The sequence below is a fragment of the Sphingopyxis panaciterrulae genome (genome assembly GCF_014199295.1).
GTDB classification, from domain to species: domain Bacteria; phylum Pseudomonadota; class Alphaproteobacteria; order Sphingomonadales; family Sphingomonadaceae; genus Sphingopyxis; species Sphingopyxis panaciterrulae.
On record NZ_JACIJH010000002.1, the window covers coordinates 205,001 to 228,299 of the forward strand.

Annotated in this window: 21 protein-coding genes, 1 tRNA gene and 2 rRNA genes (1 of these 24 only partly in view); 15 read left to right on the forward strand and 9 right to left on the reverse strand. The window is 66.3% G+C overall.

All coding sequences use genetic code 11. The features are described 5' to 3' along the window. The 10 genes from FHR21_RS04995 to FHR21_RS05040 all read left to right on the forward strand — a co-directional run. Positions 1-510: ribosomal RNA gene (locus FHR21_RS04995) — 23S ribosomal RNA — on the forward strand; it begins 2,283 nt to the left of the window's first position. Positions 511-642: 132 nt separating this feature from the next. Continuing rightward, positions 643-757 (forward strand): 5S ribosomal RNA (gene rrf, locus FHR21_RS05000). A 108-nt stretch (positions 758-865) separates the two neighbouring features. Beyond that, a tRNA-Met gene (locus tag FHR21_RS05005) sits at positions 866-942 on the forward strand. 251 nt (positions 943-1,193) lie between these two features. Then, positions 1,194-2,099 (forward strand): SPFH domain-containing protein, encoded by a 906-nt coding sequence (locus FHR21_RS05010; protein ID WP_184095946.1) that lies wholly within the window; start codon positions 1,194-1,196, stop codon positions 2,097-2,099. A gap of 108 nt (positions 2,100-2,207) precedes the next feature. Further along, complete coding sequence (locus FHR21_RS05015) at positions 2,208-2,411, forward strand: type II toxin-antitoxin system antitoxin (protein WP_184095948.1); 204 nt, start codon at positions 2,208-2,210, stop codon at positions 2,409-2,411. Then, positions 2,411-2,692, forward strand: coding sequence for a hypothetical protein (locus tag FHR21_RS05020; RefSeq protein ID WP_184095950.1), 282 nt, complete (start codon positions 2,411-2,413; stop codon positions 2,690-2,692). Before FHR21_RS05015 ends, FHR21_RS05020 begins: the two co-directional genes overlap by 1 nt. A 108-nt stretch (positions 2,693-2,800) precedes the next feature. Continuing rightward, positions 2,801-3,475, forward strand: a complete 675-nt coding sequence (rpe, locus tag FHR21_RS05025; RefSeq protein WP_184095952.1) for a ribulose-phosphate 3-epimerase — start codon at positions 2,801-2,803, stop codon at positions 3,473-3,475. Further along, the gene (locus tag FHR21_RS05030) at positions 3,441-5,258 is read left to right on the forward strand and encodes a heparinase II/III family protein (RefSeq protein WP_420825270.1); all 1,818 of its coding nucleotides are present in this window, start codon (positions 3,441-3,443) and stop codon (positions 5,256-5,258) included. The genes rpe and FHR21_RS05030 overlap by 35 nt, the downstream gene beginning before the upstream one ends. Positions 5,259-5,498: 240 nt before the next feature. After that, the gene (gene purH / locus FHR21_RS05035) at positions 5,499-7,091 is read left to right on the forward strand and encodes a bifunctional phosphoribosylaminoimidazolecarboxamide formyltransferase/IMP cyclohydrolase (protein ID WP_184095954.1); all 1,593 of its coding nucleotides are present in this window, start codon (positions 5,499-5,501) and stop codon (positions 7,089-7,091) included. 212 nt (positions 7,092-7,303) lie between these two features. Further along, positions 7,304-7,954: a YqaA family protein gene (locus FHR21_RS05040; protein ID WP_184096483.1), complete on the forward strand. Its 651-nt coding sequence runs from the start codon at positions 7,304-7,306 to the stop codon at positions 7,952-7,954. Between the two features lie 39 nt (positions 7,955-7,993). Here FHR21_RS05040 and FHR21_RS05045 read toward each other — a convergent pair whose 3' ends face one another. From FHR21_RS05045 to FHR21_RS05065, 5 genes are all read right to left on the reverse strand, one after another. Beyond that, entirely contained in the window at positions 7,994-8,557 is a 564-nt protein-coding gene (locus FHR21_RS05045; protein ID WP_184095956.1) for a VOC family protein, read from the reverse strand. A 133-nt stretch (positions 8,558-8,690) separates the two neighbouring features. After that, entirely contained in the window at positions 8,691-9,791 is a 1,101-nt protein-coding gene (hppD, locus tag FHR21_RS05050; RefSeq protein WP_184096485.1) for a 4-hydroxyphenylpyruvate dioxygenase, read from the reverse strand. Between the two features lie 164 nt (positions 9,792-9,955). Further along, positions 9,956-11,842, reverse strand: a complete 1,887-nt coding sequence (locus FHR21_RS05055; RefSeq protein ID WP_184095958.1) for an ABC-F family ATP-binding cassette domain-containing protein — start codon at positions 11,840-11,842, stop codon at positions 9,956-9,958. 241 nt (positions 11,843-12,083) lie between these two features. Then, the gene (locus FHR21_RS05060; protein WP_184096487.1) at positions 12,084-14,279 is read right to left on the reverse strand and encodes a M3 family metallopeptidase; all 2,196 of its coding nucleotides are present in this window, start codon (positions 14,277-14,279) and stop codon (positions 12,084-12,086) included. An 80-nt stretch (positions 14,280-14,359) separates the two neighbouring features. Continuing rightward, positions 14,360-15,229, reverse strand: coding sequence for an SMP-30/gluconolactonase/LRE family protein (locus FHR21_RS05065; protein ID WP_184095960.1), 870 nt, complete (start codon positions 15,227-15,229; stop codon positions 14,360-14,362). A gap of 457 nt (positions 15,230-15,686) precedes the next feature. On the opposite strand from FHR21_RS05065, the gene FHR21_RS05070 reads away from it, so the two are divergent. The 4 genes from FHR21_RS05070 to FHR21_RS05085 all read left to right on the forward strand — a co-directional run bounded on the left by FHR21_RS05070 (position 15,687) and on the right by FHR21_RS05085 (position 19,391). Continuing rightward, positions 15,687-16,841, forward strand: a complete 1,155-nt coding sequence (locus FHR21_RS05070; RefSeq protein WP_184095962.1) for an acyl-CoA dehydrogenase family protein — start codon at positions 15,687-15,689, stop codon at positions 16,839-16,841. A gap of 56 nt (positions 16,842-16,897) precedes the next feature. Then, positions 16,898-18,067: an acetyl-CoA C-acetyltransferase gene (locus FHR21_RS05075; RefSeq protein WP_184095965.1), complete on the forward strand. Its 1,170-nt coding sequence runs from the start codon at positions 16,898-16,900 to the stop codon at positions 18,065-18,067. A gap of 102 nt (positions 18,068-18,169) precedes the next feature. Then, positions 18,170-18,952, forward strand: coding sequence for an SDR family NAD(P)-dependent oxidoreductase (locus FHR21_RS05080; protein ID WP_184095966.1), 783 nt, complete (start codon positions 18,170-18,172; stop codon positions 18,950-18,952). Position 18,953: 1 nt separating this feature from the next. Next, on the forward strand, positions 18,954-19,391 hold the full coding sequence (locus tag FHR21_RS05085; protein ID WP_184095968.1) for an acyl-CoA thioesterase: 438 nt from the start codon (positions 18,954-18,956) through the stop codon (positions 19,389-19,391). Between the two features lie 122 nt (positions 19,392-19,513). On the opposite strand, the gene gmk is transcribed toward FHR21_RS05085, so the two are convergent. Continuing rightward, the gene (gmk, locus tag FHR21_RS05090) at positions 19,514-20,176 is read right to left on the reverse strand and encodes a guanylate kinase (protein ID WP_184095970.1); all 663 of its coding nucleotides are present in this window, start codon (positions 20,174-20,176) and stop codon (positions 19,514-19,516) included. Between the two features lie 49 nt (positions 20,177-20,225). Between gmk and FHR21_RS05095 the strand changes: the two genes are divergently transcribed. After that, the gene (locus tag FHR21_RS05095) at positions 20,226-20,789 is read left to right on the forward strand and encodes a DUF2585 domain-containing protein (RefSeq protein WP_184095972.1); all 564 of its coding nucleotides are present in this window, start codon (positions 20,226-20,228) and stop codon (positions 20,787-20,789) included. Positions 20,790-21,085: 296 nt separating this feature from the next. On the opposite strand, the gene FHR21_RS05100 is transcribed toward FHR21_RS05095, so the two are convergent. The 3 genes from FHR21_RS05100 to FHR21_RS05110 form a co-directional block, all read right to left on the reverse strand. Then, the gene (locus FHR21_RS05100) at positions 21,086-21,451 is read right to left on the reverse strand and encodes a hypothetical protein (protein WP_184095974.1); all 366 of its coding nucleotides are present in this window, start codon (positions 21,449-21,451) and stop codon (positions 21,086-21,088) included. Between the two features lie 124 nt (positions 21,452-21,575). Further along, positions 21,576-22,991: a class II fumarate hydratase gene (gene fumC / locus FHR21_RS05105; protein ID WP_184095976.1), complete on the reverse strand. Its 1,416-nt coding sequence runs from the start codon at positions 22,989-22,991 to the stop codon at positions 21,576-21,578. Further along, positions 22,988-23,299, reverse strand: a complete 312-nt coding sequence (locus FHR21_RS05110; protein WP_184095978.1) for a hypothetical protein — start codon at positions 23,297-23,299, stop codon at positions 22,988-22,990. Before FHR21_RS05110 ends, fumC begins: the two co-directional genes overlap by 4 nt.

The window sequence follows — 23,299 nt, forward strand, 5'->3', positions numbered from 1 at the left end:
ACGAAAGTCGGTCATAGTGATCCGGTGGTCCCGAGTGGAAGGGCCATCGCTCAACGGATAAAAGGTACGCCGGGGATAACAGGCTGATGATTCCCAAGAGCTCATATCGACGGAATCGTTTGGCACCTCGATGTCGGCTCATCACATCCTGGGGCTGGAGCAGGTCCCAAGGGTTTGGCTGTTCGCCAATTAAAGTGGTACGTGAGCTGGGTTCAGAACGTCGTGAGACAGTTTGGTCCCTATCTGCCGTGGGCGTCGAAATTTGAGAGGAGTTGACCCTAGTACGAGAGGACCGGGTTGAACATACCTCTGGTGTACCTGTCGTGGCGCCAGCCGCGCAGCAGGGTAGCTATGTATGGACGGGATAACCGCTGAAAGCATCTAAGCGGGAAGCCTCCCTCAAGATAAGATTTCTTAGAGCCGTGGAAGACCACCACGTTGATAGATCGGATGTAGAAGCGCGGTAACGCGTGGAGCTAACCGATACTAATTGCTCTATTCGCGCTTGAAGAGTCCCACCATCAACGACAATCCTGATCGGCCGAAAGCCGTCGGTTGTCCGCGACGAGTGGATGATTGTTAAAGTCAGTATGCAGCACGGGCATCGATTGAACCCTTTTTCGACCTACGCCGGCTTCATTGCTTGGTGACCATGGCGTCAGTGACCCACCCGATCCCATCTCGAACTCGGCCGTGAAACCTGACAGCGCCGATGGTACTGTGGCTTAAGCCCCGGAAGAGTAGGACGTCGCCAGGCATTGCAGCCGGCGTGAGGTCGAAGGAAAACCCATTCACAAGTCGGGGCGGCGTTTGCCGCCCTTTGCTGTTTTCGCGGCGTCGCGTTTCGCGGACCGCACATCGGTGGCGCGGGATGGAGCAGCCCGGTAGCTCGTCAGGCTCATAACCTGAAGGTCGCAGGTTCAAATCCTGCTCCCGCAACCAGATCAACGCCCGTCGTCCCCTTGGGATGGCGGGCTTTTTTTCGCGCCCGAAACCGATCGATTTCGGCCCTATCCGATGTGATCCCCGGCGGATAAAAGCGGAATCCCGGATCAAGTTCGGGATGACGAAAGTGGCCAAGGCCGTGTCAACTCCCCACCCCAAAAAGCGGACACGCGCATCGAATCACGATTCCGCTTGATCGCTGCGCCATTTGATATAAATATGATATCATCTTTATATCGGAGGGTGTGATGAGTGATTCGACTGTGACCGCGGCGCTCAATCCGACGCGCGAGGTGCGCGCGGCGACCGCTAGCGGCTATCTGATGCTGTTCGTCTGGCTCGTCCTGCTGGCGCTCGCGCTATGGGCGGGCATCAGCAACGGGACCGCGGAGGTCCAGGTCGCGTGGAAATGGGTGATCGTGGTTCTCTCCGGAATCGTCGGCACACTGATCCTTTGCGGTTTCTACCTCATCAACCCGAACGAGGCGGCGGCGATCCAGCTCTTCGGCAGCTACAAGGGCACCGACCGCGAGACCGGGCTGCGCTGGGTGCTGCCTTGGCTGACGCGCAAGAAGATCGCGGTGCGCGCGAACAACATCATTTCGGAGAAGATCAAGGTCAACGACCTGCGCGGCAACCCGATCGAGATGGCGGCGCAGGTCGTGTGGCGCGTGACGGACACCGCGCAGGCGCTGTTCGATGTCGACGATTACAAGGAATTCGTCGTCGCGCAGATCGAGGCCGCGGTGCGTTCGATCGGCTCGCGCTATCCCTATGACGATATCGAGCATCAGGAGGTGACGCTGCGCGGCAATCACGACGAGGTCGGCGGCGAGCTGCGGAAGGCGCTGATCGAACGGCTCGCGGTCGCGGGGATCACCGTCGACGAATGCGGCCTCACCCACCTCGCCTATGCGCAGGAGATCGCCGGCGCGATGCTCCGCCGCCAGCAGGCCGAGGCGGTGATCGCGGCGCGCAAGAAGCTGGTCGAGGGCGCGGTGACGATGGTCGAGATGGCGCTCAACCATCTGTCCGAAAAGGACGTCGTTCACCTCGACGACGAGCGCAAGGCCGCGATGGTGTCGAACCTGATGGTCGTGCTGTGCGGCGAACGCGACACGCAGCCGGTGGTGAACGCGGGCTCGCTCTATTGATTTGCAAGGACCCGTTCGTGTCGAGCGAAGTCGAGACACCCATCATGGGCACCCGACCTCCCGGTATCTCGACTTCGCTCGATGCGAACGGGAATTGAGGTTCGTTTGATGTCCGCGTCGTCCAGAAAAGCCTTCGCTCTCCGTCTCGATCCCGCGCTCTACGCGGCGATCGAGCGCGCGGCGGCGGCCGACCTGCGCAGCGCCAACGCCCAAATCGAGGTGCTGCTGCGCGAGGCGCTGGCGCGGCGCGGGGTGAGCGTGAAACCGCCCGAACCGCCGAAACGCGGCCGGCCGCCCAGGGAGACTCGATGATGCTGCACCTGTTCCTCGACGAGCGTCCCTGGTTCCGCGCCAAGCGCCACGGCTATGGCACCGGCCTGCCGATCGCGTGGCAGGGCTGGGTCCTGCTCGCCGCGCATGTCGCGCTGATCGCGGGCGTCGCGACGCTGCTGCGCGGTCAGCCGATGGTGATGACAATCCTCGTCGTCGTCGCGGCACTCGCCCCGATGCCGCTCTATCGCGCGCGCACCGAAGGCGGCTGGCGCTGGCGCCGGGGCCAGCGCGGCGACACCAAAGGCAAACGGCGCAAATAACCCTTCCCGCCGTGTCGTCCGCAAGGATCGGCGCATAATCCACCGGCTTTGCCGCAGCCGCTCTCCAGCCACCTTGCCCGCCCCTTAGTTGATGGTTAAGGGCGGTCCATGACCGCCGATACGCCCCCCCCCGTCCGCATCGCTCCTTCCATTCTCAGCGCCGATTTCGCCGCGCTGGGCCAGGAGGTGCGCGCGATCGAGGCGGCGGGTGCCGACTGGGTGCATATCGACGTCATGGACGGCCATTATGTCCCCAATCTGACAATCGGCCCAGCGGTGGTGAAGGCGCTGCGCCCGCATTCGGCGCTGCCCTTCGACGTCCATCTGATGATCTCGCCGGTCGACGGCTTCCTCGACGCCTTCGCGGCCGCGGGCGCCGACATCATCACCGTCCATCCCGAGGCCGGGCCGCACATCCACCGCAGCGTCCAGCACATCAGGTCGCTCGGCAAAAAGGCCGGCGTATCGCTGAACCCGGCGACGCCGGCGAATATCCTCGACTATCTGATCGACGATGTCGACCTCGTCCTCGTCATGAGCGTCAACCCCGGCTTCGGCGGCCAGAGCTTCATCGCCAGCCAGCTCCGCAAGATCGAGGCGATCCGCAAGATGATCGACAAGTCGGGCCGCGACATAAGGCTGGAGGTCGACGGCGGCATCGACGCCGACACCGCCCCGCTCGCGATCGCGGCGGGCGCCGACGTGCTCGTCGCCGGCACCGCGACCTTCAAGGGCGGGCCGGATGCCTATGCCGGCAATATCCGGCGGCTGCGCGGCGCCTGACATGGGCGAGGGACGCCCCCTGACCTCGGCTCCCGCCGACCCACTTCCCGACGCGGCCGATGATACGCTGCCGCTCGACGACACGATCGAGCCCGGCAAGCGCCTGATCCGCCTGCCTGCCGACAAGGGGCTGTCGCTCGGCGACCGCATCGCCAACCACATCACCCGCCTGACCTGGCGCACGCCGCTGCACGCCTTTCGCCTGAAGGGCCGCTTTCCGCTCAAGCTGCTCGGCGTGCCCGCGGACCCGGTACCGGGCGATGCGCGCGCGGGCACCGCGATCCGCGCCGGTCATTTCCTCCACCGCGGGCTGAAGCTGCCGCTGACCGAGCTCGATTTCCCCTCGCTCGCCGTCGCGCCGGCCTTTGCCGACTATCTCCACAGCTTTGCCTGGCTGCGCGATCTCGCCGCCGCCGGCACCCGCGCCGAGACCTCGCCGATCGCCGAGGCGCTCGTCCGGCAATGGCTCGCCGCGCATGGCGAGACGGTGAGCGAGCCGGCATGGAGCGCCGAGAACAGCGGCTGGCGCATCCTCTTCTGGGCGAGCCATGCGCCGCTGATCCTGTCGTCGAGTGACCTCATCTATCGCTCGGCGGTGCTCAACCAGCTCGCGCGCGCGGCGCGCCACCTCGACCGCATCGCCGACAAGACGCGCCCCGGCGTCGGCCAGCTCGTCGCCTGGGTCGGCATCGTCGCCGCCTCGCTCCTGATGCCCGGCGGCGAGCCGCGGCAGGTGTTCGGCGAAGCGGGGCTGCGCAAGGTGCTCGAAACCAGCTTCTACGCCGACGGCGGCACCATCTCGCGCTCGCCGCAAGCGCAGCTCGATGCGATCATGGCGCTCTCGATGCTCGCGCGCATCTATGACATGCGCCGGATCGAGGTGCCGCCCTTCGTGCAGGAGGTGCTGGCGCGCGCCGTGCCCGCGCTGCTCGGCCTGACCCACAGCGACGGCGGCATGGGAAGCTGGCAGGGCAGCGGCGCGACCTCGGCCGCGGCGATCCAGGCGATCGTCGAGGCGAGCGGCGTGCGCACCCGCCCGCTCAAGCAGGCGCGCGACTGGGGCTATCAGCGGCTCGTCGCCAGCAAGGTCGTCGTCCTCGCCGACGCCGCCCCGCCGCCGATCGCGCGCGTGACCGAGGCGGGCTGCGCCTCCACCCTCGCCTTCGAACTGTCGGACGGCGACGAGCGGATCGTCGTCAACTGCGGCGGCGCCGCGCTGACCGGCGCGACCATTCCCGCCGACCTCGCGCGCGGGCTGCGCACTACCGCCGCCCATTCGACGCTGGTCGTCGCCGACAGCAATTCGACCGCGATCCTCGCCAACGGCTCGCTGGGCAAGGGGGTGACCGAGGTCGAGCTCGACCGGCGCGAGACGCAGCAGGGTAGCCGGCTGGAGATGAGCCACGACGGCTATGCGCGCCGCCACGGGCTGATCCATCGCCGCCTGCTGATCCTGTCGCCCAACGGTCGCGAGCTGCGCGGCGAGGACATGCTGCTTCCCGCCACGCGCAGCCGGCGCAAGGGCGACAAGGGCTTCGTGCTGCGTTTTCACCTTGGGCCCAATATTTCGGCCAGCCTGACCGCCGACGGACTGGGCGGCCTGCTGCGCATCGCCGGCGGGCCGCTGTGGCAGTTCCGCACGTCCGAGGGCTCGCTCGCGGTCGAGGAAAGCCTGTGGGTCGACGGCGAAGGCCGCCCGCACCCGACCGAACAGCTCGTCGTCACCAGCAGCGCCCCCGCGGGCGGCGCCAGCATCGGCTGGATCTTCAAGCATATCGGCTGACGGCTTCGAGCGAATCGCCGTACTTTCCCCTCCCCCGTCATGCTGAACTCGTTTCAGCATCCATGGCCCGCGCTCTCGTAAAGCGCGGCGTCATATTCGAGGACAGGCCATGGACCCTGAAACAAGTTCAGGGTGACGAGGAAGTGAGTATGGAACGCCTCCGCCTAAACCTTGCCCAACGGCGATCAGCGGCCTAGGGCGACGGCGACTCCTTTCACCGCCAGCCGAGGCTTCCTCCCCATGACCGATCTCGTTCCCGTCCGCCGTGCGCTCCTGTCCGTCAGCGACAAGGCGGGGCTCGCCGACCTTGCCGCCGCGCTCGTTCGTCATGGGGTCGAACTGGTGTCGACTGGCGGCACCGCGAAGGCGCTGCGCGAGGCGGGGCATGCGGTGCTCGACGTCGCCGACCTGACCGGCTTTCCCGAGATGATGGACGGCCGCGTCAAGACGCTGCACCCGACCGTCCACGGCGGCATCCTCGCGGTGCGCGACGATGCGGCGCACGTCGCCGCCATGGATGCGCACGGCATCGGCGGCATCGACCTGGTGGTCGTCAACCTCTATCCCTTCGCCGCGACCGTCGCCAAGGGCGCGCCGCGCGACGACATCATCGAGAATATCGACATCGGCGGCCCCGCAATGGTGCGCTCGGCGGCGAAGAACCACGCCTTCGTCGGCATCGTCACCGAACCCGAGGATTATGGCGCGGTGATCGCGGAGATGGACGCTCACGGCGGCGCGACCACCCTGGTGCTGCGCAAGCGCCTCGCTGCGACCGCCTTCGCGCACACCGCGACCTATGACGGCATGATCGCAAGCTGGTTCGCCTTCGCCGACCAGGGCAAGCTCTTCCCCGATACGCTGCCGCTGACCGCGAAGCTGGCGAGCGAACTGCGCTACGGCGAGAATCCGCACCAGAAGGCGGCACTCTACCTTCCCGCCGGTCCCGCGGCGCGCGGCATCGCGCAAGCCGAGCAGGTGCAGGGCAAGGAACTCAGCTACAACAATATCAACGACGCCGACGCCGCGCTCGATCTGGTCGCCGAATTCCGCGAGGCCGATCCCACCTGCGTCATCGTCAAGCATGCCAACCCGTGCGGCGTCGCGACCGCCGCGACGCTGACCGAAGCGTGGAACGAAGCGCTCGCCTGCGACAGCGTGTCGGCCTTCGGCGGCATCGTCGCGCTCAACCGCGCGCTCGACGGCGCGACCGCCGAGGCAATCGCGAGCATCTTTACCGAGGTCGTCGTCGCCCCCGACGCCGACGCCGACGCACGCGCGATCTTCGCGAAGAAGAAGAATCTTCGCCTGCTGCTCACCGGCGAACTGCCCGACCCGGCACGCGGCGGCCTTGTCATGAAGACGATCACCGGCGGCTGGCTCGCGCAGAACCGCGACAACGGCCGGATCACGAAGGGCGAACTGAAAGTCGTCACGACGCGCGCGCCGAGCGACGCGGAACTCGCCGACGCGCTCTTCGCCTGGACCGTCGCCAAGCATGTGAAGTCGAACGCGATCGTCTATGCCAAGGGCGGCGCGACCGCGGGCATCGGCGCAGGGCAGATGAACCGCCGCGATTCGTCGCGCATCGCCGCCGTCCGCGCGCGCGAAGCGGCCGAGGCCGCGGGCTGGGCCGAACCCCGCACCGTCGGCAGCGCGGTTGCGAGCGACGCCTTCTTCCCCTTCGCCGACGGCCTGCTCGCCGCCGCCGAAGCCGGCGCGACCTGCGTGATCCAGCCCGGCGGCTCGATCCGCGACGACGAGGTGATCGCGGCCGCGAACGAAGCCGGGCTGGCGATGGTCTTCACCGGGATGCGGCATTTCAGGCATTGATCGAATAGCGTCGCCCCCGCGACGGCGGGGGCCGTTGTCGGCCCTATTCAGCGATGAAGGCGTAAACCGCCGGCGGTCCCCGCCGTCGTGGGGGCGACGCTATATGCTGCATCGGGGCTTTATTTCGCTATGCCTCAACGGCATAGGAAAGCCGTGGTCATCCTGACCCGAAGCCAAGGACCAGCATGACCGCCACCGCCCGCAACAAGTCCATGATCCAGCGCCTCTACGGCTGGACCATGGAGAAATCGGCGCATCCGCACGCCGAATATTGGCTCGCGCTCGTCTCCTTCGTCGAGGCGAGCTTCTTTCCGATCCCGCCGCACCCGATGCTCGGGCTGATGTGCCTCGCCGATCCGAAGAAGGCGGTGCGCTATGCGCTGATCTGCACCCTCGCGTCGGTCGCGGGCGGCTGCCTCGGCTATACGATCGGCTTTTTCCTCTATGAAAGCGTCGGGCTGTGGCTGCTCGGCGTGCTCGGCCTGACCGACGCCTTCCCGCCCGCGGCCTGCTATCTGCGCGATTACGGGGCCGAGATCATCCTGGTGAAGGGCGCGACGCCGATCCCCTTCAAGCTGCTGACGATCACCGCCGGCTTCATCCACATGAATTTCTGGACGTTCCTGTGGGCGAGCCTCGCCAGCCGCGCCTTTTCCTTCATGCTCGTCGGCATATTGTTCCGGCTGTTCGGGGCGCCGATCAAGGCGTTCATCGACAAATATCTCGCCTGGGTCGCGGGCGGCTTCCTCGTCGCGGTGGTGGCCGGATTCCTGGTCGTCGGCGCGCTGTCCGGCGGGGGCGAGAAGGCCGCCGACAAATGCAGCGGCGCGACGCTGGAGAGCATCGGGCTGGACCGGACGTAGGTTGAACCGTCGCCCCCGCCTTCGCGGGGGCGACGGATATTACTCGTTCGCCGCCGCATGCAGCCAGTCGGCGTGGCGCGGGGCCTTCTTGGTCCGGCTCCATTCGTCGAGCATCAGCGGCGCGACGCGGCGCAGTTCGGCATATTGCGCGTCGGTACCGATGTCGCAGGCGAGTTCGACGCGGTGGCCGTTGGGGTCGAAGAAATAGATCGATTGGAAGATGCCGTGGTGCGTCGGCCCGAGCACGTCGACGCCGTTCGCCTCGAGATGCGCCTTCGCCGCGACCAGTTCGTCATAGCTGCCGACCTTGAACGCGAGATGCTGGACCCACGCCGGGGTGTTCTGGTCGCGGCCCATGTCGGGCTGGTTCGGCAGTTCGAAAAAGGCGAGGATATTGCCGCCGCCCGCGTCGAGAAAGACGTGCATATAGGGGTCGTACGCGCCGGTCGACGGCACATGATCCTCGGCAAAGGCGGTGGTATAGGTCATGCCGAGCATGCGCTCGTACCACTCGACCGTCGCCTTGGCGTCCTTGCAGCGATAGGCGGCGTGGTGGACCCCGCCCAGTTTGATGGGGCTTTTGAGGGGCGATTGACTGGTCACTATACCCAACTCCGTTCGTGCTGAGCCTGCCCGCAATTCCGTTCGCCCTGAGCTTGTCGAAGGGCTGTTCTTTTCTTTGGCGCCGCAAAGGAAGAACGGTGCTTCGACAAGCTCAGCACGAACGGGATTGGGATCAAGCCTCTTCTTTCACCTCCAGCGCGCCGCGGCGGATCTGGTCGAGTTCCATCGACTTGAAGAGCGCGGTGAAATTGCCTTCGCCGAAGCCTTCGTCCTTCTTGCGCTGGATGAATTCGAAGAAGACCGGGCCGATCACCGTCTGGCCGAAAATCTGGAGCAGCAGCCGCGGGTCGCCCTCGGTGGTCGAGCCGTCGAGCAGGATGCCGCGCGCCTTCAGTTCCGCGACCGGCTCGCCATGGCCGGGGAGGCGTTCGGCGAGCAGCTCGTAATAGGTTTCGGGCGGCGACGGCGCGAACGGATTGCCGAGCGCGGCGAGCTTGTCCCATGATGCGTAGAGGTCGTCGCAGGCGAAGGCGATGTGTTGGATGCCCTCGCCATTATAGGCGCGCAGATATTCCTCGATCTGGCCGCCGCCGCCCGCGCCTTCCTCGTTCAGCGGGATGCGGATCTTGCCGTCGGGCGCGGTCATCGCCTTCGAGGTCAGGCCGGTATATTCGCCCTTGATGTCGAAATAGCGGATCTCGCGGAAGCCCGCGATCCGCTCGTAGAAGGCGGCCCAATGCGCCATGCGGCCGCCGTAGACATTATGCGTCAGATGATCGATGATCTTCAGCCCCGCGCCGACGGGATGGCGGTCGACCCCCTCCTCATAGACGAAGTCGATGTCGTAGATCGACAGATCGTCGCCCCCCTTATTTCCTTCATAGCGGTCGATCAGATAGATGATCGACCCGCCGATGCCGCGGATCGCGGGCAGGCGCAGTTCCATCGGGCCGGTGCGCACCTCGACCGGCTCGGCGCCGCGGTCGATCGCCTCAGCATAGGCTTTCGCCGCATCGCGGCAGCGCCAGCCCATGCCGCACGCCGACGGGCCGTGCTCGGCGGCGAAATAGGCGGCGGGCGATTTCGGTTCGTAATTGGCGATCAGGTTGATGTCCCCCTGACGCCAGAGTTCGACGTCCTTCGAGCGGTGGCGCGCGATGCGGGTGAAACCCATGCGTTCGAACACCGGTTCGAGCTGCCCCTTTTCGGGTGCCGAGAATTCGACGAATTCGAAGCCGTCGAGCCCCAGCGGGTTGTCGAACAGGTCGGCCATGATCAGTCCCTCATATGGTTTCAATTGAAACTATTATGCGGGAACGTGATGCACGAGTCAATGTACGGAACTTTCGTTATGCCGGGTTTGACCCGGCATCCCGCTTTTCGGTCGCGTGGCAAAATCCTAGCGGGACCCCGGATCAAGTCCGGGGTGACGAAGACCTACGCGGCAGCGGTCTCGATCGCCTCGAGCGCCTCCATCCACGCCGCCTCGATACCCTCCAGCTCGGCCGCGAGCTTGCCGCGGCGCTGCGACAGGTCACCCATCGTCAGCTTGGCGAGCGCGGGCTCGGCGCTCGCGGGGTCGAACATCGCGCGGTCGACCGTCGAAATCCGCGCCGCGAGCTTCGCCGCCTGCGCTTCGAGCTCCTTCGCCGACTTGCGCAGCGCCGCCTGCGCCTCGCGCGCCTTCGCGGCTTCCTGCCGCGCGAGTTTCGCGTCCTTCGGCTTCGCGGGTGCCGTCCGGGCATCGTCGTTCGCGGCCGATTTTCCGAGGATGAAGGCAACATAATCGTCCATGCTGCCGTCGAAATCGCGTGCCGTGCCGCCGTCGACGAGCACGAGACGGTCGGCGGAAAGTTCGAGCATGTGGCGGTCGTGGCTGACGATCAGCACCGCGCCGTCGAAGCCGTTCAGCGCCTGCACCAGCGCCTCGCGCGCGTCGACGTCGAGGTGGTTGGTCGGCTCGTCGAGGATCAGCAGATGCGGCGCCTCGCGCGTGATCAGCGCGAGCGCGAGCCGCGCGCGCTCGCCGCCCGACAGCTTGCCGACCTCGGTCGTCGCCTTGTTGCCGGTGAAGCCGAAGCGCCCGAGCTGCGCACGCACCGCGCCCGGCGTCTTGCCCGCCATCACGCGCGTCATGTGCCCCAGGGGGGTATCGCTGCCGTCGAGTTCCTCGACCTGATATTGGGTGAAATAGCCGACGCGCATCTTGCCCGACGCGGCCATGGCGCCGTCCTCGGGCTTCAATTGCGCCGCGAGCAGCCGCGCGAGCGTCGTCTTCCCGTTGCCGTTGCGGCCGAGCAGCGCGATGCGGTCGTCGGGGTCGATACGCAGGTTGAGGCGCGAGAGCACCGGCGCACCCGGCGCATAGCCGACGCTCGCGAGGTCGAGCGTGATCAGCGGCGGCTTCAATTCGTCGCCGGGGCTCGGGAAATCGAACACCAGGCTCGGGTCCTCGGTGAGCGCGGCGACCGGCTGCATCCGCGCGAGCTGCTTGGCGCGCGACTGTGCCTGTTTCGCGGTCGAGGCGCGGGCGCTGTTGCGCGCGATATAATCCTGCAGCTTGGCGCGCTGCGCGTCCTGCGCCGCCTTCGCCGCGGCGAGCTGCGCTGTGCGTTCGGCGCGCTGGCGCTCGAACGCGTCGTAGCCGCCCGGATAGAGCGTCACCTTGCCGCCCTCCAGATGCAGGATATGGTCGACGACATTGTTCAGCAGGTCGCGCTCGTGACTGATGACGACGAGCTGGCCGGGATAGCCGCGCAGGAAGCTTTCGAGCCACATCGTCGCTTCGAGGTCGAGGTGGTTCGACGGCTCGTCGAGCAACAGCAGGTCGGGGTTGGAGAAGAGCAGCGCGGCGAGCGCGACGCGCATCTTCCACCCGCCCGAGAAGCTGTCGAGCGGCTGGCCCTGCATCGCCTCGTCGAAGCCGAGCCCGATCAGGATGCGCGCCGCGCGGGCCGGCGCGGTATAGGCGTCGATCGCGATCAGCCGTTCGTGGATGTCGCCGAGCCGGTCGGGGTCGGTGACCGTTTCGGACTGGGCGAGCAGTTCGGCGCGCTCGGTATCGGCGGCGAGCACGGTCTCGAACGGCGTCGCGGTTCCGCTCGGCGCGTCCTGCGCGATATAGCCGATGCGCGTCCGGCGCGGCATCTCGATGCCGCCCTCGTCGGCCTCGAGGCTGCCGATCATCGCCTTCATCAGCGTCGACTTGCCCGCGCCATTGCGGCCGATCAGCCCGGTACGGCTCTTCGCCGGCAGGTTCGCGCTCGCGCGGTCGAGGATGGTGCGCCCGCCGAGGCGCACGGTCAGGCCGTTGATCGTCAGCATGGCCGCGCGCCTAGCATGACGCGGCGCAAAGCCCAAGCCGCGCCATCGCGGGACGAAAGAAGAGCGGACGTCGCTTTATGTCCCGTCGTCATCCCGGACTTGATCCGGGATTCCGCTTTTGGGGGCATCGACCGGTTTCCGGATCAAGCGGGACCCGGATTAAGTCCGGGGTGATGATGAAAGAGCGCGCACGCTGGATGACGGCGCGTGGCGATTCCTCCGTCGTCCGGCCACGCCTGCCCTATTCCGTCGGGAAACCGCGGCGGACCAGCAGCGCCTTCACGTCGGGATCGCGGCCGCGGAAGGTGCGATAGGCTTCGGCGCGGTCGGTCTCGTTGCCGGTCATCAGCAGGATCGTGCGAAAACGGTCGGCGACCTTGCGGTCCCACGGCCCGCCCGCCTCGGTAAAGGCGGCCCAGGTGTCGGCGTCCATCGTCTCCGACCAGAGGTAGGAGTAATAGCCCGCCGAATAGGCGTCGCTCGAAAACAGGTGGCCGAATTGCGGCAGGCGGTGCCGCATCACGATCTCTTTCGGCATGCCGATTTCCGCGAGCGTGTCGCGCTCGAAGGCGTCGATGTCGGCGACGGGCGTGGTGCGGTCGTGGAGCTTCATGTCGACGATGGCGCTCGCCAGATATTCGACGGTCTCGAACCCCTGGTTGAATTTCTGGCTCGCCAGAATCTTGTCGACCAGCGCCTGCGGCATCGGCTCGCCGGTTCGATAATGGGTCGCGAACTTCGACAATATCTCGGGCGTCAGCAGCCAATTCTCGTTCACCTGGCTCGGATATTCGACGAAGTCGCGCGGGACGTTCGCGAGCCACGGATAGGTCACCTGCTGGAGCAGATAGTGGATGCCATGGCCGAATTCGTGGAACAGCGTCGAGGCGTCGTCGAGGCTGACGAGGGTCGGCACGCCCTTCGCGCCCTCGGTGAAATTATTATTGTTCGACGCGAGGACATTGCGTGTCCCGCCCAGCGTTTGCTGGCTGCGATAGGTGGTCATCCACGCGCCCGAGCGCTTTCCGTCGCGCGCGAAATTGTCGAGATAAAGGAGCCCGACATTCGCGTCGGTCTTGAGGTTATAGACCTCGAAAGTCCGCACCTTGGGATCGAAGACTGGGACGGCGCCGGTATTTTCCCGGAAACCGAGGTCATAGAGCCGGCCCGCCGACCAGAACATTGCGTCGACCAGCTTGTCGAGCTGGAGATAGGGTTTCACCTCGCTTTCATCGAGGTCATATTTCGCCTTGCGGACCTTCTCGGCATAATAGCGATAGTCCCACGGCTCGATGGTGATTTTCTGACCCTTGCCGGCCTTCGCGTCGGCGTCGGCGATCGCCTGCATGTCGGCGACCTCCTCATGCACGCGCGCCACCGCGGCGGGCCACACCTTCATCATCAGCGCCATCGCGTTGGCGGGCGTCTTCGCCATCGTGTCGGCCATGCGATAGTCGGCGTGCGTCCTGAAGCCGAGCAGCTCGGCGCGCGCCTGGCGCAGCTTCAGGATCGCGGCGATCGCCTGATTGGTGTCGTTGGCGTCGCCATTGTCGCCGCGGTCCACGAAGGCGCGCCAGACCTTTTCGCGCAAGGTCCGGTTGGTCGCATTCTGGAGGACCGGCTGCGCCGACGAGCGGGTATTCTTGATCGCCCACTGGCCGGGCTTGCCCTGCGCCGCGGCGGCATCGGCGAGCGAGGCGACGAAGGCGGGTTCGAGCCCCGCGAGTTCGGCCTCGTCGGCGACGAAGGTATAGCGTTTTTCATCGGCGAGCAGCTTTGACGAGAAGGCCGAGAACAGCCCTTCGAGTTCGGCGTTCATCGCGACCAGCTTCGCCTTGTCCGCCGCCGAAAGGTTCGCGCCGTCGCGCACCATCTCGTCATAGCTGCGCTCGACGATGCGGATCTGCTGCGCGTCGAGACCGCTGTCGTGGCGCTTGTCGTAGACCGCCTTGTAGCGCGCGAAGAGACCCGGATCGAGAAAGAGCTCGGTGTAGAAGCTCGACAGCTTCGGGCTCCATTCGGCGTCGAGTTCCTCGACCCGCGCGGTCGACTTGTTCGATGTCTGCACGCCCCACAGCGCATAGAGCCGGTCCATCGTGTCGCCCGCGAGCATCATCGGGACGAAGCTGTTGTCGAAGGTCGCGGCTTCGGGATTGTCGATCACCGCCTGCACCTCGGCCTTCACCTCCGCCATCGCCTGGGTGAAGGCGTCGGGGAACAGCTCGGGGTCCATCTTGTCCCACGGCGGCACCCCTTCGAAGGGGCCGGTCCATTTGGCGAGCAGTGGATTGTCGCCCGCAGGTGCGGTGGCGGCCGGAGCGGCGGAGGGCTCGGCGGCGGAGGCGGTCTGGATGTCCATGCCGCTATAACCCGCAAACAGGGCAGTGGATGCAAGCAGCATCGACAGCTTGCGGCGAGGGGACGCGGGGCGCGGCATCATGGAGTCTCCTGGAGGAACAGGTTTCGGACGAAACCGTATGCGCCTGCCCTAGCCGGATAGGACGGCGCCGCGCAAGCTCAGCCCGCGAAGGCGCGCTGCGCGAGGCCCGGCACATCGACGCGGAAGGTGAAGAGCCCGCCCGCGTGCGGTTGCGCCGCGCGCTCCGCGTCGGTCAGATTCTTGCCGGCGCTGGTGACGAAGGCAGTCGTGAGGTCTGCGCCGCCGAAGGCGATCATCGTCGGGCGCTGCACCGGCAGCTCGACGGTCTGGAGAAGCTCGCCCGCGGGCGACAGGCGCACGACGCGCCAGCCGTCCCAGAGCGCCGACCAGTAGCAGCCCTCGGCGTCGACCGCGGCGCCGTCGGGGCGGCCGGCGCCGTGCGCGAACTGGTGGAAGATGCGCCCGTCGCTCAGCGTTCCGGCGGCGGCGTCGACGTCATAGACGCGCACCGCATGGGTCGGGGTGTCGGCGTGGTAGAAGATGCGACCGTCGGGACTGAACGCCGCGCCGTTGCTCGTCGTCACGCCGCCGAAGATTTCGCTCAGCGATCCGTCGGGATCGAGGCGATAGAGCGCCGCCCGCGGGTTCGCCTTGTCGCTCGTCAGGCTGCCGACCCAGAGGCGTCCAAGGGCGTCGATGCAGCCGTCGTTGAAGCGCTGTTCGGGCTTGTCCGCCAGCGCCGCCTGGCCGAAGGTGCGCGGCACGTCGCCCCAGGCGTCGATCAGCGCGCAGCCGTCCTCGAGCGCGGCGACGAGTCCGCCACTCGCGCGCGGCGCGATGCAGCCAACCTGTTGATCGAGGACCATCACCTCGTCGATGCCGGTCGCGGGATCGGTGCGATGGATTTTCCGGCTTTCGATATCGACCCAGTAGAGGCGCTGTTCCTGTGCGCTCCAGCGCGGCGATTCGCCGAGCAAGGCGCCGGCGTCGAGGAGGAGTTGGACCATATACGAGGCTTAGCGCCCGCGGTCGCCGCTGCCCAGCATTGCAATGCTATTCGTCGCCCCAGACTTATTCCTCGTCACCCCGGATCGAGTCGGCGCTTATCGCTTTCGCATCCGTCATCCCGTCATTGCGAGCGGAGCGAAGCAATCCAGAGTGCGCGCAAACCGCTCTGGATTGCTTCGCTCCGCTCGCAATGACGAAGCAAGGAGGCTACGGATGCCAAGGGTATAATTGCCGATTGAGTCCGGGGTGGCGAAGGGAAGGATATTCCGGATCATAAGCGTATCCATTCGGGCAGATACGCCATCCATAGCCGTGCAAAGAAGGAGGGGCGTCCCATGAACTTCATGCCGTAGCGGCATTTCTACTTGACGTGCACGTAAACGTAAGGTCTCTTGGCCGCCGAAAAATGCGGCCGACTCCCCGCTCGCGTTCGGCTGCCCCAAGGGAAGGAAGATGATGTCGCTCGATAAGCTCTCGCGCACCGCCTATAATGAGGATCATGAGGCGTTCCGCGCGACGGTCCGCCAGTTCCTCGAAAAAGAAGTCGCGCCGAACGCCGCGAGGTGGGCCGAGGACGGAATCGTCCCCAAGTCGATCTGGCCCAAGGCGGGCGAGATCGGCATGCTGTGCCCGACGGTGCCCGAGGAATATGGCGGGCTCGGCCTCGACTTCGGCTATAATGCGATCGTCGACGAGGAAAGCGCCTATTACGGCCGCGCATCCACGGGCTTCTCGCTCCAGTCGGACATCGTCACCTCCTATATCGTCAAATATGGCAGCGAAGAGCAGAAGAAGCACTGGTTGCCCAAAATGGTGTCGGGCGAGACGATCACCGCGATCGCGATGACCGAACCGGGCACCGGCTCCGACCTTCAGGGGATGCGCACGACCGCGAAGAAGGATGGCAATCATTATGTCATCAACGGGTCGAAGACCTTCATCACCAACGGCCAGAACGCCGACCTGATCCTCGTCTGCGTCAAGACCGACACCGAGGTACAGCCGGCGTGGAAGGGCGTGTCGATCGTCCTCGTCGAGGCCGACCGCGAAGGATTCCAGCGCGGCCGCAACCTCGACAAGATCGGGCAGGACGAGGCCGATACGTCGGAGCTTTTCTTCAACGACGTCCGCGTGCCGATCACCAACTGCCTCGGCGAAGAGGGGCAGGGCTTCATCTATCTGATGAGCGAACTGCCGCAGGAGAGGCTTTCGATCGCGGTCAGCGCGCAGGCCTCGGCGCAGCGCGCCTTCGACGACACGGTCGAATACACCCGCGAGCGCAAGGCGTTCGGCAAGCCGATCCTCGATTTCCAGAACAGCCGCTTCGTCCTCGCCGATCTGAAGGCGAAGCTGCAGGTCGGCTGGGCGCATCTCGACTGGGCGCTGGCGCGCCACATGAAGAAGGAACTCACCCCCGAAGAGGGCGCGGCGGCCAAGCTCTGGCATACCGACCTCCAGTGGGAGGTGATGGACAAATGCCTCCAGCTCTTCGGCGGCTCGGGTTATATGAACGAATATCCGATCGCCCGCGCCTGGCGCGCGGCGCGCGTGACCCGCATCTTCGGCGGCACGAACGAGATCATGAAGGAACTGATCGGGCGCAAGCTTTGACCTGATTACCCCCTCCCCTGGAGGGGAGGGGCTTTAGGAAGGAAAGGAACTCCCCAATGGCTACAGCCTATATCGTCGACGCCGTCCGCACCGCCGGAGGCCGTCGCGGCGGCCGGCTCGCCGGCACGCACCCCGTCGATCTCGGCGCCGCGGTCTTCGACGCGATCGCCGAGCGCAACGATTTCGACCACAAGGCGATCGACGACGTCATCACCGGCTGCGTGTCGCAGGGCGGCGAGCAGACGATGGACCTCGGCCGCAACGCGGTGCTCGCCTCGAAGCTGCCCGATTCGATCCCCGCGGTCACCATCGACCGCCAGTGCGGTTCGTCGCAGCAGGCGGTGCAGTTCGCGGCGCAGGCGGTGATGTCGGGGACGCAGGACATCGTGCTGGCGAGCGGGATCGAGAGCATGACGCGGGTGCCGATGGGCAGCGTCGCGACGCTGTTCATGAAGGAAGGGCTGGGCAATTACAAATCGCCGCGGCTCGAGGAGCATTTCCCCGGCATCATGTTCAGCCAGTTCATGGGCGCCGAGATGATCGTCAAGAAGCACGGCCTGACCAAGGCCGACCTCGATGCCTTCGCGCTCGAAAGCCACCGCCGCGCCATCGCGGCGACCGAAGGCGGCAAGTTCGAGCGCGAGATCGTGCCGGTCGCGATCGAGACGCCCGAGGGCAGCGCGATCCACAAGGTCGACGAGGGCATCCGCTTCGACGCGACGCTGGAAAGCATCGCGGGGGTCAAGCTGCTCCAGGAAGGCGGCACGATCACCGCCGCGACCTCCAGCCAGATCTGCGACGGCGCCTCGGCGGTGCTGGTCGTGTCGGAGCAGGCGCTCAAGGATCATGGCCTGACCCCGCGCGCACGCATCCATCATGTGTCGGTGACCGCGGGCGACCCGGTCATCATGCTCGAGGAACCGCTGTTCGCGACCGAACGCGCGCTGAAGAAGGCGGGCATGACGATCGGCGACATCGACGCCTATGAAGTCAACGAGGCGTTCGCGCCGGTGCCGATCGCGTGGCTCAAATATCTGGGCGCCGATCCCGCGCGGATCAACGTTCACGGCGGCGCGATCGCGCTCGGCCACCCGCTCGGCGCGAGCGGCGCCAAGCTGATGGCGACCTTGCTCGGCGTGCTCGATGCCACCGGCGGCCAATATGGCCTCCAGACGATGTGCGAAGGCGGCGGCCAGGCCAACGTCACCATCATCGAGCGGCTTTGAGAATTCGGCGTCGCCCCCGCGAAGGCGGGGGCCGCTGTCGGCCTTGAGCAAGATTGCCAACGGCCCCCGCCTTCGCGGGGGCGACGAATTAGGGAGAACAAGATGAAACTCGACTCCGCCGTATCCGCCGTCGTCACCGGGGGCGCCTCGGGCCTTGGCGCCGCGACCGCGCGCGCGCTGGCCGCCAAGGGCGTCAAGGTCGCGATCTTCGACCTGCAGGAGGAAAAGGGCGTCGCCGTCGCGAACGAGATCGCCGGCGTTTTCTGTGAATGCAACGTCACCGACGACGCTTCGGTCGACGCGGCCTTCGCCAAGGCGCGCGAGGCGCATGGTCAGGAACGCATCCTGGTCAACTGCGCCGGCACCGGCAATGCGATCAAGACCGCGAGCCGCAGCAAGGAAGACGGCAGCATCAGGCATTTCCCGCTCGACGCGTTCAACTGGATCATCCAGATCAACCTCGTCGGCACCTTCCGCTGCATCGCCAAGTCGGCGGCCGGCATGCTGACGCTCGACCCCATGGCGGACGGCGAGCGCGGCGCGATCGTCAACACCGCATCGGTCGCGGCCGAGGACGGGCAGATCGGTCAGGCGGCCTATTCGGCGTCGAAGGGCGGCGTCGTCGGCATGACGCTCCCCGTCGCGCGCGACCTGGCGAGCGAGAATATCCGCGTCAATACCATCCTGCCGGGCATCTTCGACACCCCGCTGCTCGCGGGTGCGCCGCAGAATGTCCGCGACGCGCTCGGCGCCTCGGTGCTCAACCCGAAGCGGCTCGGCAATCCGGACGAATATGCCAATCTCGCGCTCTGCATGATCGAGAATGGCTATTTCAACGGCGAGGACGTGCGCCTCGACGGCGGCATCCGCATGGCGCCGCGCTGATATGGCCAAACCGGATAGCTGGCGGCTCGACCCCGCCAGCTACCCCGTCTGCGAGGCGTTCCAGACGCGCTTTCAGGACATGGATATCAACGGACACCTCAACAACGTAGCCTTCGCTGCGCTGTTCGAAAGCGGGCGCGTCATGATGAACCGCCATGTCCGGCCGATCGGCGAGCGGGCGGCAAACGAGCGGACGATGGTTGCGGCGGTCGAGATCAACTATCTGGTCGAAGGGAGTTTTCCGGACCCGGTTGAGATCGCGACCGGAATTGGCCGCATCGGCACCTCGAGCTGGACGATCGTCCAGGCGATGTTCCAGAACGGCCGCGCGATCGCGACCTGCGACACGGTGGTCGCGTGCCGCACCGACGGCGCGGCCAGGCCGCTGCGGGCGGAGGTGGTGGCGGAACTGGAGGCGAATCTGGCGAGAGCGGGCTGAATTTTCGTCATTGCGAGGAGCCGAAGGCGACGCGACAATCTCCAGCTATCGGCCTTGTCCGAAGGTCGATAGCTGGAGATTGCTTCCCCCGGCTTTCGCCGGGGTCACAATGACGAAGCGTATCAGAGCTTCGTATCGGCCTCGGGTACCGAGCGGATCAGGTCGCGGGCAAAGCCGATCAGGCCGATCTGGCGGCGGCGCTTCAGCCGTTCGGCGCGCAGGATCGCGCGGACCTCGTCGAAACAGCCATCGACATCGTCGTTGATCAGCACATAGTCATAGCCGTCCCAGTGGCTGATCTCGTTCGCCGCGCGCGCCATGCGCGCCGCGATCACCTCGTCGCTGTCGGTCCCCCGCGCGCGTAGCCGGCGTTCGAGTTCGTCCATCGTCGGCGGCAGGATGAAGACGCGCACGACGTCGGGTCCGGCCTCCTGATAAAGCTGCTGCGCGCCCTGCCAGTCGATGTCGAACAGCACGTCCTTGCCCGCGGCGAGCAGGTCCTCGACGCGATCGCGCGGGGTGCCGTAGCGGTGGCCGAAAACATGCGCCCATTCGAGGAATTCGCCGTCGGCGGCCATTGTCTTGAACCTGTCGACATCGACGAAATGATAATCGACCCCGTCGGTCTCGCCCGGCCGCATCGGCCGCGTCGTCGCCGAGATCGACAGCGCGATGTCGGGATCGGCGGCGAGCATCTTTCTGGAGATGGTGGTCTTGCCCGCGCCCGAAGGCGAGGAAAGGACGAACAACACGCCGCGGCGGTTCAGGTGGACGCTTTCAGCCATGGCGGCTAATTGCGCGAGGGACGGCGGCGGTCAAGCGGGAAGGGTGCGGATGGTCCGGGGAATTTCGCGAAGGGGGTGGCTTGTCGCAGCGGGCCTGATGCTGCTTCTGACCGCGATCCTGCTCGCGATGGGGCGTCCGGCCATCTGCCCGTGCGGCACGATCAGCCTGTGGCACGGCACCGTCCAGTCGAACCAGAACAGCCAGCAGATTTCGGACTGGTACAGCTTCAGCCACATCATCCACGGCTTTATCTTCTATGGCCTGTCGCGCTGGCTGATGCCGAAGCGGGCGTTGTGGGTGGCATTGGCGATCGCCATCGGGATCGAGGGCGCGTGGGAGATATTGGAGAATTCGCCCGTCATCATCGATCGCTATCGCGAGATGACGATGGCCTATGGCTATAGCGGCGATTCGGTGCTTAATTCGGTGAGCGACGCGACTTTCATGATCCTCGGTTTCCTGGCGGCGAGCCGGATGCGCTGGTGGCAGACCGTCGGCATCGCGCTGGCCTTCGAATTGTTCACGCTGTGGGCGATCCGCGACAATCTGACGCTCAACGTGCTGATGCTGGTGGCGCCGGTCGAAGCGGTGAAGGACTGGCAGGGGGGCTGATCTTCTCGTCGGGGCGACGATTGTAATTGGGCCATAGAGCAGCAAGCCGCAAATCCGCATCCCCATCCCCGTTCGCCCTGAGCTTGTCGAAGGGCTGTTCTTTCCTTGCGACGCCGAAAAGAAAGAACGGTGCTTCGACAAGCTCAGCACGAACGGAAGAAAGGGCGATGTAGGTTTACGGCTTGCTGCTCTTGTGGGGATTCAGGTTTCGGCGGTCCTATAACGGTAAAACCATGTGTCCCCGAGAAGGTGGGGACACACGGCTCGGGATTCCTCAAGATGAATCCCCGCAACCCCTAGTGAACCGACGGCTGCCCGTTCGCCGTCACCGGAATCGCCGGGGGCAGGGCGTCCCCGATGCTCGCTCCGTCGGTCGGGGGCGCATCGGTGCCCGCATAGGGGTCGACCACGCCGGCGCGGGCGAGGTCCGGGTCTGCGGCATGCGCCGCTTCGGCCGCCTTGCGCGCTTCGGCGCGGTCGGCCCATTTCTTGGTGAGATAGGCGGCGGCCGCCGTCGCCGCGAGCACCGCATAGCGCTGCGGGAACAGCCGCCTCGCCGCGAACAGCGCCCCGGCGCCGATCACCGCGCCGGCGACCGGATGATTGCCCTTGCCGCGCCCGATGGCGCTGCCCAGCACGCCGCCGATGATCCGACCCATCATCTTTCGTCTCCTTTTCGTTCCGAGGCGGCGTCGGCCCGCTCCCTCTCCCGGCTTCCCGACGATGGTAGCCTGTGGGAGGCCGGGAGGGGGAGCGAGCCGGCGCCGAACCGTCCTGTCGTTCCTATCAATCCGCGGCGGGCGATTCGGGTTCCGGCCCGAGCATGTGTCGCGGGTCGACGAGGCGGTCGAAGGTCGCGGCGTCGACGAAACCGAGGGCGAGCGCCGCCTCGCGCAGCGTCGTGCCTTGGTCGTGCGCCTGCTTCGCGATCTTCGCCGCCTTGTCATAGCCGATTTCGGGCGCGAGCGCGGTGACCAGCATCAGCGAGCGGTCGACCAGCTCGGCGATGCGGCCCTCGTTCGCCTCGATCCCCTCGACGCAGCGCTCGGCGAAACTCTCCATACCGGTCGCGAGCAGGTCGATCGAGCGCAGCAAATTGGCGCCGATCAGCGGCTTGAACACGTTGAGCTCGAGATGCCCCTGCATCCCACCGACGGTCACCGCCTGATGATTGCCGATCACCTGCGCTGCGACCATCGTCAGCATCTCGCACTGGGTCGGGTTGACCTTGCCGGGCATGATCGAGCTGCCGGGCTCGTTCGCGGGCAGCGACAGTTCGCCGAGCCCGGCGCGCGGGCCGGAGCCCAGAAGGCGGATGTCGTTGGCGATCTTGGTCAGCGCGACCGCGAGCGCGTTCAGCGTCCCCGACAGGTGGACGAGCGGGTCGTTCGACGCGAGCGCCTCGAACATATTCTCGGCGGGCAGGAAGGGGTGATCGCAGATTTCGCCGAGCGCCGCGCAGAACTCCGCGGAAAATCCCGCCGGCGAATTGAGCCCGGTGCCGACCGCGGTGCCGCCCTGCGCCAGCCGGTCGGTGCCGTGGGCGATCGCCGGCTCGATCCGCCGGCCGGCGCGATAGAGCTGGTTCGCATAGCCCGAAAATTCCTGGCCCAGCGTCAGCGGCGTCGCGTCCTGAAGGTGCGTGCGGCCGATCTTGACCAGGTCCGCCCATTGGGCCGCCTTGGCGTCGAGCGCGCCGTGCAGGCGCGTGAGCGCGGGGAAGAGGCGCCGTGTCGTCGCGAGCGAACAGGCGATGTGCAGCGCGGTCGGAAAGCTGTCGTTCGACGACTGGCCGCGATTGACGTCGTCGTTCGGGTGGACCGGCGTCTTGCCGCCGCGCGCGCCGGTGAGAATCTCGTTGGCGCGGCCCGCGATCACCTCGTTGGCGTTCATGTTGCTCTGGGTGCCGCTGCCGGTCTGCCAGATGACGAGCGGGAACTGGTCGTCGAGCCGACCCGCGGCGACTTCTGCGGCGGCCTGTTCGATGGCGTCGGCCTTTTCGGCGGCAAGCCCGTGCTTGCGGTTGACCCGCGCCGCCGCCTGCTTGACCAGCGCGAGCGCGTGGACGATCTCGATCGGCATCCGCTCGCGCGCGCCGAAGGGGAAATTTTCGATCGACCGCTGCGTCTGCGCGCCCCAATAGGCGTCCGCCGGCACCGCGATCTCGCCGATGCTGTCGCTTTCGGTTCGCGTCTCGCTCATCGCAGCAATATCCTCGTCACCAGGACCGACCCGGTCCAGATCATCGCGATCAGCCCGAGCAATTGCCAATAGCCGGCCTCACCCACCCGCCGCCGCAGCCACGCCGCCGCGAGCCAGGCGAGCACGAGCGCCGGAGTCAGGATCAGCAGCGTGAAGCGCAGCAAGCCTTCGGCGATCTGGCCGTGGCGGCGCGCCTCGAAGATCGCATAGCCCTCGACTCCCCACCAGAAGGCGGCGGTCAGCACCACCATCCCGGCGAGCGCCCAATATTGCCAGAAACGGCTGGGAGGCCATGCGGGGCCGCCCAT

What these genes read in the sequence shown, in the direction of transcription:
- FHR21_RS05095 (WP_184095972.1), top strand. Translation starts at nt 20,226, where the DNA reads ATGGTCCGGGGAATTTCGCGAAGGGGGTGGCTTGTCGCAGCGGGCCTG.
- gmk (WP_184095970.1), bottom strand. Translation starts at nt 20,176, where the DNA reads ATGGCTGAAAGCGTCCACCTGAACCGCCGCGGCGTGTTGTTCGTCCTT.
- FHR21_RS05015 (WP_184095948.1), top strand. Translation starts at nt 2,208, where the DNA reads ATGTCCGCGTCGTCCAGAAAAGCCTTCGCTCTCCGTCTCGATCCCGCG.
- FHR21_RS05110 (WP_184095978.1), bottom strand. Translation starts at nt 23,299, where the DNA reads ATGGGCGGCCCCGCATGGCCTCCCAGCCGTTTCTGGCAATATTGGGCG.
- FHR21_RS05075 (WP_184095965.1), top strand. Translation starts at nt 16,898, where the DNA reads ATGGCTACAGCCTATATCGTCGACGCCGTCCGCACCGCCGGAGGCCGT.
- FHR21_RS05055 (WP_184095958.1), bottom strand. Translation starts at nt 11,842, where the DNA reads ATGCTGACGATCAACGGCCTGACCGTGCGCCTCGGCGGGCGCACCATC.
- FHR21_RS05040 (WP_184096483.1), top strand. Translation starts at nt 7,304, where the DNA reads ATGATCCAGCGCCTCTACGGCTGGACCATGGAGAAATCGGCGCATCCG.
- FHR21_RS05080 (WP_184095966.1), top strand. Translation starts at nt 18,170, where the DNA reads ATGAAACTCGACTCCGCCGTATCCGCCGTCGTCACCGGGGGCGCCTCG.
- hppD (WP_184096485.1), bottom strand. Translation starts at nt 9,791, where the DNA reads ATGGCCGACCTGTTCGACAACCCGCTGGGGCTCGACGGCTTCGAATTC.
- FHR21_RS05020 (WP_184095950.1), top strand. Translation starts at nt 2,411, where the DNA reads ATGCTGCACCTGTTCCTCGACGAGCGTCCCTGGTTCCGCGCCAAGCGC.
- FHR21_RS05100 (WP_184095974.1), bottom strand. Translation starts at nt 21,451, where the DNA reads ATGATGGGTCGGATCATCGGCGGCGTGCTGGGCAGCGCCATCGGGCGC.
- FHR21_RS05070 (WP_184095962.1), top strand. Translation starts at nt 15,687, where the DNA reads ATGTCGCTCGATAAGCTCTCGCGCACCGCCTATAATGAGGATCATGAG.
- FHR21_RS05030 (WP_420825270.1), top strand. Translation starts at nt 3,441, where the DNA reads ATGCCGGCAATATCCGGCGGCTGCGCGGCGCCTGACATGGGCGAGGGA.
- purH (WP_184095954.1), top strand. Translation starts at nt 5,499, where the DNA reads ATGACCGATCTCGTTCCCGTCCGCCGTGCGCTCCTGTCCGTCAGCGAC.
- fumC (WP_184095976.1), bottom strand. Translation starts at nt 22,991, where the DNA reads ATGAGCGAGACGCGAACCGAAAGCGACAGCATCGGCGAGATCGCGGTG.
- rpe (WP_184095952.1), top strand. Translation starts at nt 2,801, where the DNA reads ATGACCGCCGATACGCCCCCCCCCGTCCGCATCGCTCCTTCCATTCTC.
- FHR21_RS05060 (WP_184096487.1), bottom strand. Translation starts at nt 14,279, where the DNA reads ATGCCGCGCCCCGCGTCCCCTCGCCGCAAGCTGTCGATGCTGCTTGCA.
- FHR21_RS05010 (WP_184095946.1), top strand. Translation starts at nt 1,194, where the DNA reads ATGAGTGATTCGACTGTGACCGCGGCGCTCAATCCGACGCGCGAGGTG.
- FHR21_RS05085 (WP_184095968.1), top strand. Translation starts at nt 18,954, where the DNA reads ATGGCCAAACCGGATAGCTGGCGGCTCGACCCCGCCAGCTACCCCGTC.
- FHR21_RS05065 (WP_184095960.1), bottom strand. Translation starts at nt 15,229, where the DNA reads ATGGTCCAACTCCTCCTCGACGCCGGCGCCTTGCTCGGCGAATCGCCG.